This window comes from Paraburkholderia sp. J10-1 (assembly GCF_905220165.1).
In the GTDB taxonomy this organism is placed as follows: domain Bacteria; phylum Pseudomonadota; class Gammaproteobacteria; order Burkholderiales; family Burkholderiaceae; genus Paraburkholderia.
Window position 1 is genome coordinate 1012364 of sequence record NZ_CAJMYW010000001.1, and the last position, 15666, is coordinate 1028029.

Annotated in this window: 14 protein-coding genes; 11 read left to right on the top strand and 3 right to left on the bottom strand. The window is 64.7% G+C overall.

The genetic code is table 11. The features are described 5' to 3' along the window. Window positions 1-227 precede the first annotated feature (227 nt). From U5A65_RS04440 to U5A65_RS04460, 5 genes are all read left to right on the top strand, one after another. On the top strand, window positions 228-2081 hold the full coding sequence (locus tag U5A65_RS04440; protein WP_321945583.1) for a cytochrome c biogenesis protein DipZ: 1854 nt from the start codon (window positions 228-230) through the stop codon (window positions 2079-2081). A gap of 260 nt (window positions 2082-2341) precedes the next feature. Continuing rightward, entirely contained in the window at window positions 2342-2689 is a 348-nt protein-coding gene (locus U5A65_RS04445; protein ID WP_321945584.1) for a DUF4148 domain-containing protein, read from the top strand. A 51-nt stretch (window positions 2690-2740) separates the two neighbouring features. Further along, a complete protein-coding gene (locus tag U5A65_RS04450; protein ID WP_321945585.1) occupies window positions 2741-3529 on the top strand; it encodes an alpha/beta hydrolase in 789 nt (262 codons plus the stop codon). Window positions 3530-3686: 157 nt separating this feature from the next. Next, window positions 3687-4877 (top strand): MFS transporter, encoded by a 1191-nt coding sequence (locus tag U5A65_RS04455; RefSeq protein WP_321912043.1) that lies wholly within the window; start codon window positions 3687-3689, stop codon window positions 4875-4877. Window positions 4878-4915: 38 nt separating this feature from the next. Beyond that, on the top strand, window positions 4916-6316 hold the full coding sequence (locus U5A65_RS04460) for an amidase family protein (protein ID WP_321912040.1): 1401 nt from the start codon (window positions 4916-4918) through the stop codon (window positions 6314-6316). A gap of 33 nt (window positions 6317-6349) precedes the next feature. Here the strand turns inward: U5A65_RS04460 and U5A65_RS04465 are convergent, their stop codons facing one another. After that, entirely contained in the window at window positions 6350-6796 is a 447-nt protein-coding gene (locus tag U5A65_RS04465; RefSeq protein WP_321934716.1) for a helix-turn-helix domain-containing protein, read from the bottom strand. Between the two features lie 184 nt (window positions 6797-6980). Between U5A65_RS04465 and U5A65_RS04470 the strand changes: the two genes are divergently transcribed. Both U5A65_RS04470 and U5A65_RS04475 read left to right on the top strand, forming a co-directional pair. Beyond that, window positions 6981-8162, top strand: a complete 1182-nt coding sequence (locus U5A65_RS04470) for an MFS transporter (RefSeq protein WP_321945888.1) — start codon at window positions 6981-6983, stop codon at window positions 8160-8162. Between the two features lie 43 nt (window positions 8163-8205). After that, the gene (locus U5A65_RS04475) at window positions 8206-9555 is read left to right on the top strand and encodes a pyridoxal phosphate-dependent decarboxylase family protein (RefSeq protein WP_321945889.1); all 1350 of its coding nucleotides are present in this window, start codon (window positions 8206-8208) and stop codon (window positions 9553-9555) included. Between the two features lie 41 nt (window positions 9556-9596). On the opposite strand, the gene U5A65_RS04480 is transcribed toward U5A65_RS04475, so the two are convergent. Continuing rightward, window positions 9597-9983: an MAPEG family protein gene (locus U5A65_RS04480; protein ID WP_321912036.1), complete on the bottom strand. Its 387-nt coding sequence runs from the start codon at window positions 9981-9983 to the stop codon at window positions 9597-9599. A gap of 24 nt (window positions 9984-10007) precedes the next feature. Continuing rightward, window positions 10008-11291: a diguanylate cyclase gene (locus tag U5A65_RS04485; protein WP_321912251.1), complete on the bottom strand. Its 1284-nt coding sequence runs from the start codon at window positions 11289-11291 to the stop codon at window positions 10008-10010. 426 nt (window positions 11292-11717) lie between these two features. Here U5A65_RS04485 and U5A65_RS04490 point away from each other — a divergent pair, with 426 nt between their 5' ends. The 4 genes from U5A65_RS04490 (at window position 11718) to U5A65_RS04505 (ending at window position 15602) form a co-directional block, all read left to right on the top strand. Next, complete coding sequence (locus U5A65_RS04490) at window positions 11718-12059, top strand: hypothetical protein (protein WP_321912034.1); 342 nt, start codon at window positions 11718-11720, stop codon at window positions 12057-12059. A gap of 714 nt (window positions 12060-12773) precedes the next feature. Then, window positions 12774-13817, top strand: a complete 1044-nt coding sequence (locus U5A65_RS04495) for an AraC family transcriptional regulator (protein WP_321945586.1) — start codon at window positions 12774-12776, stop codon at window positions 13815-13817. A gap of 232 nt (window positions 13818-14049) precedes the next feature. Next, window positions 14050-14982 carry a hypothetical protein gene (locus U5A65_RS04500; protein ID WP_321912031.1) on the top strand — a complete coding sequence of 311 codons (933 nt, stop codon included), beginning with the start codon at window positions 14050-14052 and terminating at the stop codon, window positions 14980-14982. Window positions 14983-15029: 47 nt separating this feature from the next. Continuing rightward, complete coding sequence (locus U5A65_RS04505; protein WP_321945587.1) at window positions 15030-15602, top strand: OsmC family protein; 573 nt, start codon at window positions 15030-15032, stop codon at window positions 15600-15602. Window positions 15603-15666 lie beyond the last annotated feature (64 nt).

The following is a 15666-nucleotide window of genomic DNA, read 5'->3' on the forward strand; positions in this document are numbered from 1 at the left end:
TTGAAACGTAGTGTGTCGCCGCCGGGGCGCGATACGTAGCGATACAAATCGCTCGCTGCGCATCCACAGCGCGTCCACCGCTGCGCGTTTGTATCGGCATGTATCAAACCGCTTTCGCGATACATGACGATGCACGACGCACGCGTTCCAGACATTCCCCGGATACATGCTCGCGCTGAAATACGCCACATGGCAAGTCCGCCGACATTCGTCTGGAGACCGAACTCATGTTACTCATCGTCGTCGCATTCGTGGGCGGTGCGTTCACCGTCCTGAGCCCCTGCATCCTGCCGGTCGTGCCGTTCGTGTTCGCGCGCTCCGAAGAGCCGTTCCTGAGCGGCCGCCTGCCCATGCTTCTCGGCCTCGCGCTCACGTTCGCGCTGCTCACGGGTCTGGGCGCCGCGGGTCTGAACGGCGCGGCGCAGTTGAGCGAGTACGGCCGCTGGATCGCGCTCGGGCTTTTCGCGCTGTTCGGCGCGGCGCTGCTCTTTCCCGCGCTTGCTGCGCGTCTCTCCGGGCCGCTTACTGCGCTCGCCGACCGCTTCATGGCGCGCTCGCAGGACGACGGCGCGTCGCGCCGCATCGGCTCCGCCATGTTGCTCGGTGCGGCGACGGGGCTGCTCTGGGCGCCGTGCGCCGGGCCGATCCTCGGTCTCATCATTACCGGTGCAGCCCGCCACGGCGTGACCTGGCAGACGTGGGCCGCGCTCGCGGGCTACGCCGTGGGCGCCGCCAGTTCGCTCGCGGTAGTGGCGGGTCTGGGTCATCGCGCGATGGCCGCGCTCAAGCGCTCGCTCGGCGTGGGCGAGCATGTGCGGCGCGCAATGGGTGCGCTCGTGGTCCTCACGGTCGGTGCGATCGCGCTGGGTCTGGATACGCGCTTGCTCGTCCTCTTGCCAGGGGCGCCGACTAATGGCGTGGAAGCGCGCCTCGTCGATTTGCTGGCGTCGCCCGCCGCGAATCACGCGAAGCGCGCGGAACCGGCGCCGCATCTGGAACGGGAGGCACAGTTGAGCCCGGCGCCGCGGTTGACCTCGCAGTTCGCCTCTCAATCAGCCGATCTGTCCGCGCACATCGTGCGCGTCTCACTGCCCGCTCACGCGGCCGCCGATCTGCCGGTCGAAGGCCGTTTGCCGCCGCTCGACGGCGCGATCACCTGGCTCAATTCCGCGCCGCTCACGCCCGAAGCGCTGCGCGGCAAGGTCGTGCTGGTCAACTTCTGGACCTACTCGTGCATCAACTCCCTGCGAGCCCTGCCGTATCTGAAGACGTGGGCGGAGCGCTACCGCAACGACGGTCTCGTCGTGATCGGCGTGCACACGCCCGAGTTCGGTTTCGAGCATGACACGGGCAACGTCAAGCGGGCACTGGCCGACCTGAACATCCGCTATCCCGTTGCCGTGGACAGCGACTACCGCATCTGGAACGCCTTCGGCAACCAGTACTGGCCGGCGTTCTATCTCGTCGATGCCCAGGGCCGCGTGCGTTATCACCACTTCGGCGAAGGGGACTACGCCCAGGCCGAGCAGGCGATCCAGCAACTGCTCGCCGACAACGGCCGCGCCACGCCCGCCGCCACGCCGCAGGCGCCGCAGGCGAGCGGCGCGCTGGCGCCGGCGGACCTGCGCGACATCGGCTCGGGCGAAACGTACGTGGGTTATCGCGAGGCGCAGGGCAATGCGAACCCGCAGCGCGTGCAGGGCGATACGGCCGCGGCCTACACATTGCCCGGGCAGCTCGGCCTGAACCAGTGGGCGTTCGGCGGGCAGTGGAACGTGGGCGCCGAATCCGCCGTGGCGGGGGCGCCGCAGGCGAGCATCGCCTATCGCTTCCATGCGCGCGACCTGCACCTGGTGCTTGCGCCCGCCGCCGACGGCAAGCCCGTGCGCTTTCGCATCAGCATCGACGGCGCGCCGCCGGGCGCCGCGCATGGCGCCGATGTCGCAGCGGACGGCACGGGCGTCGCCACGAGCCCGAGCCTGTATCAGCTCGTGCGCCAGTCCGGCCGCATCGGGGATCACACCTTCGAGATCCGCTTTCTCGACCCGGGCGCGCACGTCTACAGCTTCACGTTCGGCTGATACGCGCTAACCCCACGCCACGCCGCCGTGCCCTCGCGGGCGCGGCGGCGTTTGCGTTGCGGCCCGCGCCGCGCCTCATGGGGGCTTTTTGTAGCGCAATGTATCTGCGCGCAATCCGGACACGTTGATACGCAAACCGCGCCCCAAATGGAAACACGGCAGATACATCCGGGCGTTCAAATACCCCTACACCAGCTCGATACACCCCTCGCGCTGAACGGCAACCCGATTCGAACCCGACCTCATCTTTGGAGAACGTCATGAAAGCCCTCAAGCTCCTCGCCCTTGCTGCTCTCGCCGCCGCCCCGGTTCTTTCGTTCGCGCAGTCGAACGAGCCCGTTACCCGTGCGCAGGTGCGCGCCGAACTCGTGCAGTTGCAGAAGGCAGGCTACAACCCCGCCGCCGACGAAACCCAATACCCGCGCAACATCCAGGCAGCGCTCTCGCGCGTGGAAGCCTCGCAGGCCGCGCAGCAAGCCACCGCGCCGTCGTATGGCGGCGTGGCGAACGGCTCGTCCGCTTCGGGCGCGGCGCATCGCGACGCGAACGCCGCACGCGCTGCGCAGGACGATGTCCCCGGCCTCGGCCCGATCTACGCGCATTCGTAATACGCCCGTCCCGACCCACCGAACGACCCGATAAAAGAAGAGAGAAAGACGATGGCTTCGATCAAAAAGATTTTCACTTCCGTGGCGCTCATCGGCGGCCTCTTCGCGCTGCAGGCGGCGCACGCCGCGCCGCCGCAGGATCTGAAAGGCACCAACGTCGTGCTCGTGCACGGCGCGTTCGCCGACGGCTCGAGCTGGAGCCGCGTGATCCCGCTGCTCGAAGCGCGCGGCCTGCACGTGGTCGCCGTGCAGAACCCGCTCAGCTCGCTCGCCGACGACACGGCCGCGACGAAGCGCGTGATCGAGCAGCAGAAGGGCCCGGTGGTGCTGGTTGGCCATTCGTGGGCGGGCGTCGTGATCAGCGAGGCGGGCAACGACGAGAAGGTGAAGTCGCTCGTGTACGTCGCGGCTTTCGCGCCCGACAACGGCCAGTCGATCGCCGATATCACGCAGGGCCAGCCGGACGCACCGTGGGCGAGCGAACTGCGCAAAGACTCGGCGGGCTACCTGACGCTTTCCGACAAGGCGATTCGCGAGGACTTCGCACCCGACCTGCCGCCCGCGCAGCAACGCGTCGTGGCGGCCACTCAGGGCCCGTGGTTCAGCGGCGCGCTCTCGCAGAAGGTCACGCAGGCCGCGTGGCATGACAAGCCTTCGTATTTCGTCGTGACGGCGCGCGACCGCATGATCGCCCCCGCGCTGCAGGAGTCGATGGCGAAGCATATCGGCGCGAAGGTGACGCGCGTGAACGGCAGCCACGTCTCGATCCTGAGCCAGCCGAAGGCGGTGGCCGACGCGATCATCGACGCTGCCGAGCACGCGCAGCAGGACGCAAAGTAACCCGCACGCCGCCCGTAACCCGCCGGGCAGTGGAAGCGCTTCCACTGCCCGGCGGCCCGCATGCCACCGTCATCGCACCCCGAGGAGCACCCGAATGCAGCGCTGGGCACAGGGACTGATAATGTGCACGCTTGCCTCATCGTCCGGAAGGCCTGCCGTGCGTCCATTCAGTGCCCTCATCATGCTCGTCGGCGTCCTGCTCGCATCGGCAGGTTATGGCGCGACGTTCCTGTTCTCCATGCGCGTGCACGCCATCGGCGGGAACGACATCAACACCGGCGTGGCGCTCGCAGGCGCGGCCCTCGGCACCTTCGTGGGCGTCTCGCTCACCGGCTGGGTCGCCCAGCATGTGGGCGCGGCGCGCATGGCGGCGCTGGCGGCGCTCTGTGTGGGCGCGGGCGTGGTGAGCTTCGCGCTCGTCGAGCACGTGAGCAGCTTCGATGTCGTGCCAGGCTTCCTCGTGGGCTTCGGCTGGGGTGCGTTTTGTCTCGCCGCCCCCATGGCGCTCGCCGAGCGCACGAACGACGCCGAACGCGGGCTCTGGTTCCTGCGCTTCGCCACCATGCAGATGACGGGCATCGGCGGCAGCCCGGCGATTGCGGGCTTTGCGATCCGCTTCTGGCGCATGCCGCTTGGCGGCGTGCTCTACGCGATCGGCGGCCTGTGCGTGCTGGCGGCCGTGCTGCTCGAACTATTCGGCCGCATTGCGCCGCACGTGCGCTCCGCTTCCGTGACGCAGGAGCCGGCCTCGCCGGACCCGTGGCTCCTGAAGGCCGGCGTGATCGCCCGCACGCGCGCGGTGTATCCCATCGTCATCATCGCGCTCGGCGGCTGCGTGTTCTCGGGCCTCATGACATTCCAGATGTCGCTTGTGCAGGGCACCGAGGCGAAAGCGACCACCTTCTTCAGCGTCTACACGGTGACCGTCATCGCCACGCGCTGGCTGCTCTCGCGCGTGGTCATCAAGCTGCGCTCCGAAACGGCGACGAAAGTGCTGCTCACGATGATGGTGCTCGGCAGCGCGGCGATGTTCGTCGTGCCGTTTCACGTGCTGTTTCAATCGGCCGCCGCGGTGCTGCTCGGCACCGGGTACGGGCTCGCTTACCCGATCGTCCAGCTTCAGGCCGTCAACGACTCCGTCGCCGCGCACCGCCGCGCCGCGCTCACGTGGTTCGTCGCGGCGTACTTCGTCGGCGCATTCGGGTTTCCGACTGTGGGCGGCTGGGTGCTGGTGCACGGCGGCCGCGCGGCGCTGCTCGCGCTCATCGCGGCGTGCGGGCTGGCGGCGCTCGCGCTGGCCGTCCTGCGTGACAGGCGGCGTGTCGAGACGTTATCGGCGAGCGCCTGACCGACTCATTCTCAATTTGCCAACGAACCGGAGGGATCGTGACTGAACTTTGGCGTTTAACCGCAACTGAACTCGCAAAGCAGGTTCGCGCGCGCGAGGTGTCCGCCCGCGAGGCCGCGAAGGCCGCGCTCGAGCGCCTCGAAGCCGTCAATCCGCTCATCAACGCGGTGATCGACTATCGGCCCGAATGGGTCTTCCAGCAGGCCGACAGGATCGATGCGGCGCTCGCGCGCGGCGAAGACCCGGGGCCGCTCGCGGGCGTGCCCGTGACCACGAAGATCAACATCGACCAGGCGGGCTTTGCCACGACCAACGGCACGCGCCTGCAAAAGGATCTGATCGCGCAGGTGAACAGCCCCGCTGTCGAGAACCTCGTGCGCGCGGGCGCAGTGCTGCTCGGCCGCACCAATTCGCCGACTTTCGCGCTGCGCTGGTTCACGAGCAACCAGGTGCACGGGCATACGAAGAACCCGCGCAATGCGTCGCTCACGCCGGGCGGCTCGAGCGGCGGCGCGGCGGCGGCGGTGACGGCCGGCATCGGCCATATCGCACTCGGCACCGACATTGGCGGCTCGGTGCGCTACCCCGCGTATGCGTGCGGCGTGCATGGTTTGCGGCCCAGCATCGGGCGCGTGCCGGCGTTCAACGCGTCGTCGCCCGAGCGGCCGATCGGCGCGCAGATGATGTCGGGCGCGGGCCCGATGGCGCGCACGGTCGAGGACCTGCGCGTGGCGCTCGCGGCGCTGGCGGCGCCCGACCTGCGCGACCCCTGGTGGGCGCCTGCGCCGCTCATCGGGCCCGACGTGCCGCGGCGTGCGGCGCTGTGCCTGCGCCCGGGCGGCATGAGCATTACGAAGGAAGTGGAGGACGCCTTGCTCGACGCCGGCCGCCGGCTCGCCGACGCGGGCTGGACGGTCGAGCAGATCGACGACGTGCCGCTCTTGCGCGACGCCGGCGAAGTGCAGGAGCGCCTGTGGCTCGGCGACGGTTTCCCTGCGCTCGCCGACGCCGTGGCGCGCGACGGCGACCCGGGTGCGCAGGCCGTGGTGGATGGCGTGCGCGCCAAGGTCGCGGCGATGCCCGAGAACGTGGTGGTGCCGTCGCTGGTGCGCCGCACGACGCTCACGCGCGCATGGCGCTTGTTCCTTGCGGAGTATCCCGTGCTGCTGCTGCCGGTTTCGGGCGAACTGCCGTTCCCCGATAACCTCGACATGCAGGGCGCAGCGGGCTTCCAGCGCGTATGGGATGCGCAACTCACCATGCGCGCGTTGCCCGCAATGGGCTTGCCGGGACTCGTCGTTTCGACGGGCATGGTGAAGGACGTGCCGGTGGGCGTGCAGATCGTGGCCGGGCACTTTCGCGAGGACCTGTGTTTGCTGGCGGGCCAGGCGATCGAAGAACGCGGCGCGCCGCCTTCGCCTATCGACCCGGCCGTGTGAGCCGGGCAGGCGCTGCGCCTGACGAAAGGGCCGTCACGCGGGTTTCTTGACCACGGTGTCGTGAGGCGTGAGCGGGTGCCCTTCGCGGGTCTGCGGGAACATGGAAAGCAACGGCTTGCCCGTTGCTTTGTCGATCAACCACGAATGCTTCTCGTTGCGTTCGAACAAATGGCGCTCGCCCCACTGCTGAAGGGCGACGATAACGGGGAAGAGGCTTTCCCCTTTCTTCGTTAGCACGTACTCCTGATAGGCCGTGCCGTCGGAGGCCGGCCGTGTTTCGAGAATGCCGGCCTCGACCAGCTGGCTCAAACGGCCAGAGAGAATATTGCGCGCCACGCCCAGATTGCGCTGAATGTCACCGAAGCGGTAAACACCGTCGAAGACGTCGCGCAGGATCATCAGCGACCACCGGTCGCCGATCACGTCAACCGAGCGTGCAACGGGACAGGTTTCCTTCTTCGCGGATTTGCGGCTTGCCATGGCGATTTCCTGATTTGCGGGTACGCAGCGACGAAATGGGCTCGCCTCACGTAGTTGCATTTTAAAACTAGCTGCCCTACCATTCAACCAGTTTTGTTTTGAAACTGGATTGCAAATCATGGACGCGGATTCCATCGCGCTTGCATCGCCAGCCCGCGATGCTTTCGTCCGGTCGCGCGCGCCGATGCCGCGCGGCCGTGTACTGCTGTTCGCTGTGGCGAGCGGCCTGAGCGTTGCCAACGTCTACTATGCGCAGCCTTTGCTGGACGCTTTGGCGCGCGATTTCGGCATTACCCGCGCCGCGGTTGGCGGCGTGGTCACGGCGACGCAGGCCGGTTGCGCGCTGGCGTTGCTGCTGCTCGTGCCGCTGGGCGACAGGGTGGAGCGCCGCCGCCTGATGCTCGTGCAATTGCTGGCGCTGGCGGGCGCGCTGTGCGTGGTCAGTCTCGCGCGATCCGTCGCGGTGCTGCTGGCTGGCATGCTCGGTGTTGGCATGCTGGGTACGGCCATGACGCAGGGTTTGATCGCCTATGCGGCGGCGGCGGCCGCGCCCGACGAGCGCGGGCGAGTGGTGGGCGCAGCGGGCAGCGGTGTATTCATTGGCCTGCTGCTGGCTCGCGTGTTCGCCGGTGGCGTGAGCGATCTGGCGGGCTGGCGCGGGGTGTATGGCTGTTCCGCCGCCGTCATGCTCGCGCTTGCCGTGCCGCTGTGGCGTCGGCTTCCGAAGCTTGGGCGCACCGAGCAGGCCACGATGAGCTATGGACAACTGATCATCTCGATGTTCGCGTTGCTGCGCTCGGATCGCGTGCTGCAGACGCGCGGCGTGCTCGCGCTGCTGATGTTCGCGATTCTCAATATCTTCTGGAGCGCGCTGGTCCTGCCGTTGAGTGCGCCACCCTACAATTTTTCCCATACGGCGATTGGAGCGTTCGGTATCGCCGGGGCGACGGGCGCGCTTGCCGCCGCGCGCGCCGGCCAATGGGCCGACCGGGGTTGGGGCCAGCGCACCAGCGCTGCCGCGCTGGTGCTCTTGTTGCTGGCGTGGTGGCCGCTCTCGATGCCGGGGCATTCGCTGTGGATGCTGCTGGCTGGAATCGTGTTGCTCGATCTTGGCGGCCAGGCGCTGCATGTAACCAATCAAAGCTTGATCTTTCGCGGCAGCGAGCAACTGCATAGCCGGCTCGTGAGCCTTTACATGCTGTTCTATGCGGTTGGCAGCGGGCTGGGCGCGATTGGCACGACGGCGACGTATGCCGTGGCTGGCTGGCATGGCGTGTGTATGCTAGGTGCGGCAGTCAGTTTTCTGGCGCTGCTGTTCTGGGCCGTTACGGTGCGAAGCATGCCGTGCGCGGCCTCGCGTGCGTGAACGTTGAACTGAGATATGAATGGACATCGAACAGGGGGCATCAATGGACGAACTGAAACTACTGGCGGATGCCGACACACGCGGGCTGCGCTATGTCGAAGGAAACGCCACGCGGCGTGTTTTCCCCTCGAACGAAGCCATCGCGGCGCTCAGTGCGTTCGACGAGCCGCTGCCCGCAAGCGGATTGCCCGCGCAAGACACGCTGTCTTTGCTCGACCGTGTCGGCTCGCCGGCGACCACGGCTTCGAACGGCCCGCGCTACTTCGGCTTCGTGATCGGCGCGGCGCTGCCTGCGGCAGCCGCGGTGGAGCGGCTCATGCTGGCGTGGGACCAGTGCGCCTCGACGTTCGACAATTCGCCGGTCGCCGCCACGGTGGAACGCATTGCGGGCCGCTGGGTGCTCGAAGCGCTCGACCTGCCGCGCGAAAGCGCCGTGGGTTTCGGCACCAGCGCCACGGCGTGTACGCTCGGCGCGCTCGCGACCGCCCGGCGCGCGCTGCTTGCACGGCAAGGTTGGGATTTCGACCGCCAGGGGTTGATCGGCGCGCCCGAGATCAAGGTCGTGATATCGGAACTCGCCCACATCACGGTGAAGAAGGCGCTGCGCATTCTGGGCTTCGGGCTCGATCGCATCGTCTATGCGAGCGTCGACACTCATGGGCGCGTGGATGTTGCGCGCCTTCCGGCGCTCGACGACCATACGATCCTCTGCCTGCAGGCCGGCGAGGTGAATACCGGCGAATTCGACCCGTTTGTGTCGATCATTGCGCGTGCGAGGGAGGCACGCGCGTGGGTGCATGTCGATGGTGCGTTCGGCCTGTGGGCGCGCACCGCACCGTCAGCCGCGTTGAGCGCGTTGACCGAGGGCATCGAAGGCGCCGATAGCTGGACGACCGATGCCCACAAGTGGCTGAACACGCCGTACGACTGCGCGATGGTTATTTGCCGCGACGCGCAGGCGTTGGCCGAGGCGATGAACAGCGACGCGGCCTATTTGTCCGCGAGTGCCGACGCGCAGAAGAACCTCACCCTGGAGTTTTCACGCCGCGCGCGCGGTATTCCCGTGTGGGCGGCGCTGCGCACGCTGGGCCGCGGCGGTGTCGCGGCCATGGTCGAGCGCCACCACGCGCAGGCGCAGCGCATCGGTGCGGAACTCGAGCGCCTCGGCTACGAGGTGCTCAATCGCGTTGTGCTGAATCAGGTGCTGTTCCGCTGCGAAACCGACGTGCAAACGCAGGCGCTGCGCAGCGCCGTGCAGGCCAGTGGCGAAACGTGGTTCGGCGGTACGACGTGGCAAGGGCGGCCCGCGTTGCGCATCAGCGTGTCGTCGTGGCGCACGCGGGATGAAGACATCGAAGCGCTCGTGCAATTGCTCGCATCGTTGCGCGCATAATGAAGGGGGCGTCGCCGCGCACGGCTCACGCCCCCCCCGACTCAACGCAGCAACGCAAAACTCAACGCGATGCCGGCAGCGTAAGTGCCGAGCGCGCCGACAAATCGGGCGGGATTGGGCTTCGCCATCGAGGGAAACGCGATCAGCCCGACCACGAGCAGGCACCGGCAGAGTGTTGCCGCCACGATCAGCGCGAGCGTTGCGGGCGAGGGCGAGTGTGCGCCCAGATAGAGAAACAGCACGGCCAGGAAGGGTGCATATTCGGCGGTGTTCGCGTGCGCGCGAACCAGCTTGTGCAGCAGGCTGGCCGGGTCCGTTGCGCAACCCGAGAGTGTGCCCTCGCGAAAGCGCAGCATGGATATGCTCACGCCGAGGCCAAACAGCAAAAGACCCAGCACGGCCACACAGGCCAGCGCGATTCTGTCCATTAGAGGCTCCTTGGCGAGAGAGGACTAACCGATTTCCACGCGGTTGCGTCCGTTGTCCTTGGCTCGATAGAGCGCGAGGTCCGCGCGTTTGATGAGCGGACCCAGGTCGTACTCGCCCGGCAGGCGCTCGGTCACGCCAATGCTAACCGTAAATGGAACGGGCTTGCCCAGCCGCCAGGTGTGTTCGAAATTGCGCTGCTCGATCGTAAGCCGCAATTCTTCGGCTGCCGCCGTTGCCTGCTCGATATCGAAGTCGGGCAATGCAGCGACGAATTCTTCGCCGCCCCAGCGGGCAAACACGCGAATCCGGCAGTCGGAGTTCATCACGACCTTGGCCAGGACACGCAGCACTTCGTCGCCAATGTCGTGTCCGTAGCTGTCGTTGATCTTCTTGAAGTAATCGATATCGAGAATGAACACGGAGAGCGTGTTGTCCGATTCGAGCAGCTTTTCAACGGTGTCAGCGAATTCACGGCGGTTCGGCAGGCCGGTCAGCTCGTCGGTCACGGCCTGCTTCTGGAGCAAGTCCATCAATTGAACGCGATCGGCAATATCGCGAATCACGGCGGTGAATTCGATCAGCCCGCCCACGTTGATTTTCGAAATCGCGATTTCAACCGGCAATAGCGAACCGTCGCGATGGAGCCCATAAACACGATTGCGTTCGTCCATTTGCCGCGAGCGTACGGGCGAGCGCGCGAACTGGTGGACGTATTGCGAATGATTGGCGCGGTAGCGCTCCGGCAGAAGTTCCGTAATGGGGTGCCCGAGCATTTCCGTGGCGGAGTAGCCGAACAGGTTTTCGGCGGCACGGTTGAACAGCGTAATGCAATGCTGCTGGTCGATCGTGATGATCGCGTCGTACGCTGCATCCACGACGGAGCGAAAGCGCGAAGTGCTGACTTCGAGTTCATGTGTCAGCAACATTTTCGTGGTGATTTCCAGACCCGTCACCATGATTTCGAGCACGGAGACGCCGCTTTCGGCGTGCCGTATCGGCTTCAACGACAAGCGCCACCAGTGCGTTCCGTCCCTCAGGTCGTAGGCTTGCTCGAGTTCCCGGGCGACGCCGGATTCAAAGCATTCGGTCAGTTTCTGGCGGAATTCGGTTCTGGCGTAGTTGGGAATGAGCGCATCGAACGACGCCGGGAATGACTTGATCGCATTGCGTCTGCCGCCCGTCATCCGCATGAAATGATCGTTGCAGGCCGAGACGACGAACTGCCCCCGCTCGTCGCGGCCGATCATGGCCACGCTCGCAGCGATCTCGTCGACGAAATCTCGAATCATGTTCGACCAGTCGGCCATCGAGCCTCCTTTGCCAGCTAGCCCAATACACTGACAATATAGTAGCCCGCATTGCGCGGCGGCGGCACGGCAATGTCGCACGCTGCACGTTTTCGAACATGCCATGGCTCGGATGGTCCCTGTGCCTTGTCGCCATGCACGCGTTCGGGTTGACCTCGCGTTGACCGCGCATTCACGTGGCGCGGTGCTATTGCGCCGCCGCGTTCCACGCACGCTGCGATGCCGCGCTCCGCGGGTCCCGGAGCGTGGCGGTACGGCACGCCTTACGCGGTAAAAGATCGGCTGCCGGTGCGTCAATGCAGCGATTTTTACGGCATTTTTTCTTGTGCGGGCAACAACGCCACGCCTACACTTGCGCGTCGAATCTGCCCGAGGCGTTGCCGTGTTTGATCACCCGCCGTTCAATCCCGTGGTACTCCGTTAATCATGCCAATGCGCTTTCGAGGCTGGCTCAAGCTCGCGCTGCTCACGTTTTCCGTGGACCAGATACTGACTGCCGTGTTCGGCTACGCGACCCAACGAATCGATCCGGGCATTTCGGACGTCGAGACGGTGATCTTCAGCTGCATTACGTGCTTTCTCGTGAGCCACTGGCTGGTGGCAGACGCGCGGGCTGCATGGGCTGCGGCAAAAGAGCAGGGATTCATCGGGCCCGCGCCGACCGGCGGCGCTCAGGGAACGCCACTCGACATTGCCAACGCGTGCCCCCGCCGCTGGCTCGTCGTGCTGCATCTCGAGTTGAATCCGCAACTCGCACAAAACATTTGAAATTGACCCTGCAAGCCCCGCGCTGCGCCTGGGAATTCATCCGTAACCGCTTTATATCTCCGCGCTATTGCCTGTTCAATACACTGAAAATGCGCGAGACCGTTTTCGCGGTCAGAACCAGAAGAGCGCCAGAGACGCTGTAATCGACGTGATGCATCACGTCGGCCACATAGAAAACGGATAGCGCGACCATTGGGTGATGGATCACACGGCTTATCAGGCATTTCATCGGTATCTCACGCTTTTCGCATTTGCCCGAAGCGGTAAGTCACTGTGTGTGAACCGATTCGTGCGAGTGGGTTGGCGCGCCAGGTTTCCAGAGTCCGAGGAAGGCTTGATTGCGATGCAGGGATGACGCCGGTCCGTGATGTTCCTTCCTGTGACGAACATTGCCTGCGTGGAGCCTTTGCAGTCCTGCTCGTACGTCGATCTTTTTTGACCGATCGTCCACTTCTTGACGATGCGTTGCGTGCCCATTGCCGGGCGTCCAAAAATTACCAGGTCATCCTGATCGAGCGTGCGCTCCGGTGGCCGCGCGGCGATATGGCAAGCGTCCGATACGCGCAAAGTGCTTCATTAAGCAGGTTGAAATCGTCAGTAAGGGAACTGTCATTGAGTGAGATTGCGGGTATAACATGTAGCCCTTGTCCATCGTGACGAATGACCGGCGGCACGAATTGCCGCCAGGGAAATCGCATTTCACGCGAGCTATTCATGGATGCAGTCTCTGATGTTCTGCGCGCCATTCGTCTAAGCGGCGCCGTGTTTCTGAACGGGACATTCACCGCGCCGTGGTGTCTGATCGGTCGCACCGATGCGTCGCTCTGCGGCGCGTATTTGCCCCCTTCCGAGCGTATCGTTTCCTATCATCTGGTCGTCGAGGGAAATTGCTGGGCGCAGCTCGCCGACGATCCCGGTTCGGCTATTCACGTCCATGCCGGGGAATTGATCGTGGTGCCGCAGGGCGAGACGCACATCATGGGTAGCGCGATCGATCTTGCGCCCGTGCCGTCGGACTCGCTGCTGGCCGGGCAGATGGCGGCAGCGCCCGGTGAAGTGATGACGCTGTGCCATGGCGGCGGCGGGGCGGCGACGCGCATCGTGTGCGGCTTTCTGGCCTGCGACGACACCCTGAACAACCCGCTGCTCTCAACGCTGCCGCGGCTCTTCAAGATTGATATGCGCCAGGATCCGCGTGCCGCCTGGCTCGAATCCTCTCTCAAGCTGGCCGCCGCCGAAGCGGCCGAGGCGCGCGCGGGCGGCACGATTGTGCTTGCGAGGCTCTCGGAGCTGTTGTTTGTCGAAGCGATCCGTAGCTGTATTGAAGCGCTACCTGAGGACCAGACCGGCTGGCTTGCCGGCGTGCGTGACCGCTACGTTGGACGCGCGCTGTCGTTGCTTCATGCTCAAGCGGCGCATGCGTGGACCGTCGACGAGCTCGCACGAAAAGTGGGCTTGTCGCGTTCCGCGCTGGCGCAACGCTTTACCGAGCTTCTGGGCCAGCCGCCCATGCAATACCTTGCGAGATGGCGCATGCAGATTGCCGCGCACGAACTTCTGACCAGTAGCAAGTCGATGATCGCTGTTGCTGAACAGATCGGCTATGAGTCGGAAGCCGCGTTCAGTCGCGCATTCAGACGCGAATTCGGCATGCCGCCGGCCGGCTGGCGCAAGAGCAAGGAAAAGACGGACGACCTGGACGCATCAGCTCGGCACTCACAACACTTGAGTGGCGTTGCGGCATCGCCGGATTCGTGATGCATGCCGCGAGACGCAGTGCACTCTCGACAGCATCGTCTGGCTCGAAGCATGTCCGCCAGCGAGCCGAAAAGGCGTTTCAGTCATATCGCCCGGCGACTCGATCATAGAACTTCAAAACACCCAATCGTAGATTGAGCGTGCCGGGAATGCCAGTTCGCTCAACTGGCTATGCCCGGCGAGTCCACGCTCAACACCAGACCGCTCCACGGTCTCTATTGGGAGAACTTCCATGAACCTGGTATTGCCCGAGTCCGATCGCGATCGGTACGCCCGATGCATTCGCGCTTCGAAGAGGGTCAGTTGGGACATCGACCGCGACGTGATTGGCGGCCGTGCCTTCGATATGTCCCAGAAATATTTGCCCGACGGCCTCTCGCTAGTGCCGGATTTCAACACGCTCTCGGAAAGCGAGAAGCGGTTCGTCAGCCAGATTCAGGGGCGCACTTACGCGAACGTGTTCGGGCTGGTCGAGCGCTTCATCAACGCCAAAGTGCTGGAAGTGAGCCGCGACTATTGGCTCGGCGATCAGGTGGCGCTCGAAGCGCTCGTTCGCTTCAGCGACGAAGAGCTCAAACACCAGGCGCTGTTTCGCCGTATCGAGCACATGATCGGCGAAACGCTGCCTGCTGGTTATCGCTTCGACGTCGACCCCGACGCGCTCGCCGCCGTGGTCCTTGGCAAGAGTACCTGGGCGGTGCAGGCCATGACGCTGCATATCGAACTCTTCTCGCAGATTCACTATCGACAGAGTATTCATGCAGACGATCAGCTATCCGAACTGTTCAAGGATGTATTTCTTTACCACTGGAAGGAAGAAAGTCAGCACGCCATTCTCGACGAACTCGAGTGGAAACGAAACGACGCCACCCTCACGGATGCAGCGCGCGATAGCGCAGTCAACGAGTTCATCGACCTGGTGGTCGCGTTCGACGGCTTCTTGCGCGCGCAGGCGGCTGCGGACTCGCGATATTTCATGGCGAACTGCGGGCGCGTGGTCGACGAGGACGAAGCCACGTCAATCGAAGCGAATTTCCATCACGCCTACCGGTGGCAGTACATTCATTCCGGCATGCATCATCCCCATTTCGCACAGGTGCTCGATCGGCTCGTTTCCGAAGAGCAAGGAATGCGTATCCGCGCTGCGCTCGCCACACTGCATTGAGCGTGACGCAACGTGAATGAAACATTCAAGTTCAAGGAGAGAGAATCATGAATGCCAATGCACAGTCAACCGCAGCGAACGTCGTCAACGGGCTCAACGTCGACGATCTGCTCGCACTGATCGAAGACGTCAAGCGCGATACGTCGAAAGCGGCGACCAACTGGCGCGTCGCGACTGCCTGGCTCGGCCAGACGCGCAGTCGCGCCGAGGTCCACGGGTTTTCGATCGGTGGCCAGCAGGTGCCGCGCCGGTTCACGATCGATATCGACGAGCCATGCGAACTCGGCGGTGCGAATCGGTTTGCAAATCCCCAGGAACATCTGATCGCGGCGTTGAACGCGTGCATGACGGTGGGCTACGTCGCACAATGCGCCGTCCGCGGGATCACGTTGCAGTCGCTCGAGATAGAAACCGAGGGCGACATCGACCTGAGGGGCTTTCTCGGTCTCGACCCGCAGATCGCGAACGGCTACGAGTCTTTGCGGTACACCGTTCGTATCAGGGGCAACGGCACCAGGGAGCAATTCGAGCAAGTGCATGACGCGGTGATGGCGACGTCCCCTAACGTCTACAACCTCGCGAATGCGGTTGGCTTGAAATCGACGCTCGTGGTCGAGTGAATAGAAACACCTAACGCGTGCCCTCCGGAGGAACGTCAGCTTCTCGCCAGTGCTTGCCCGAAGC

Bases quoted from the DNA above. Each gene is read 5' to 3' on its own strand.
- U5A65_RS04480 (WP_321912036.1), bottom strand. From the start codon at position 9,983: ATGGACAGAATCGCGCTGGCCTGTGTGGCCGTGCTGGGTCTTTTGCTG.
- U5A65_RS04470 (WP_321945888.1), top strand. From the start codon at position 6,981: ATGCCGCGCGGCCGTGTACTGCTGTTCGCTGTGGCGAGCGGCCTGAGC.
- U5A65_RS04450 (WP_321945585.1), top strand. From the start codon at position 2,741: ATGGCTTCGATCAAAAAGATTTTCACTTCCGTGGCGCTCATCGGCGGC.
- U5A65_RS04485 (WP_321912251.1), bottom strand. From the start codon at position 11,291: ATGGCCGACTGGTCGAACATGATTCGAGATTTCGTCGACGAGATCGCT.
- U5A65_RS04500 (WP_321912031.1), top strand. From the start codon at position 14,050: ATGAACCTGGTATTGCCCGAGTCCGATCGCGATCGGTACGCCCGATGC.
- U5A65_RS04465 (WP_321934716.1), bottom strand. From the start codon at position 6,796: ATGGCAAGCCGCAAATCCGCGAAGAAGGAAACCTGTCCCGTTGCACGC.
- U5A65_RS04495 (WP_321945586.1), top strand. From the start codon at position 12,774: ATGGATGCAGTCTCTGATGTTCTGCGCGCCATTCGTCTAAGCGGCGCC.
- U5A65_RS04490 (WP_321912034.1), top strand. From the start codon at position 11,718: ATGCCAATGCGCTTTCGAGGCTGGCTCAAGCTCGCGCTGCTCACGTTT.
- U5A65_RS04475 (WP_321945889.1), top strand. From the start codon at position 8,206: ATGGACGAACTGAAACTACTGGCGGATGCCGACACACGCGGGCTGCGC.
- U5A65_RS04445 (WP_321945584.1), top strand. From the start codon at position 2,342: ATGAAAGCCCTCAAGCTCCTCGCCCTTGCTGCTCTCGCCGCCGCCCCG.
- U5A65_RS04440 (WP_321945583.1), top strand. From the start codon at position 228: ATGTTACTCATCGTCGTCGCATTCGTGGGCGGTGCGTTCACCGTCCTG.
- U5A65_RS04505 (WP_321945587.1), top strand. From the start codon at position 15,030: ATGAATGCCAATGCACAGTCAACCGCAGCGAACGTCGTCAACGGGCTC.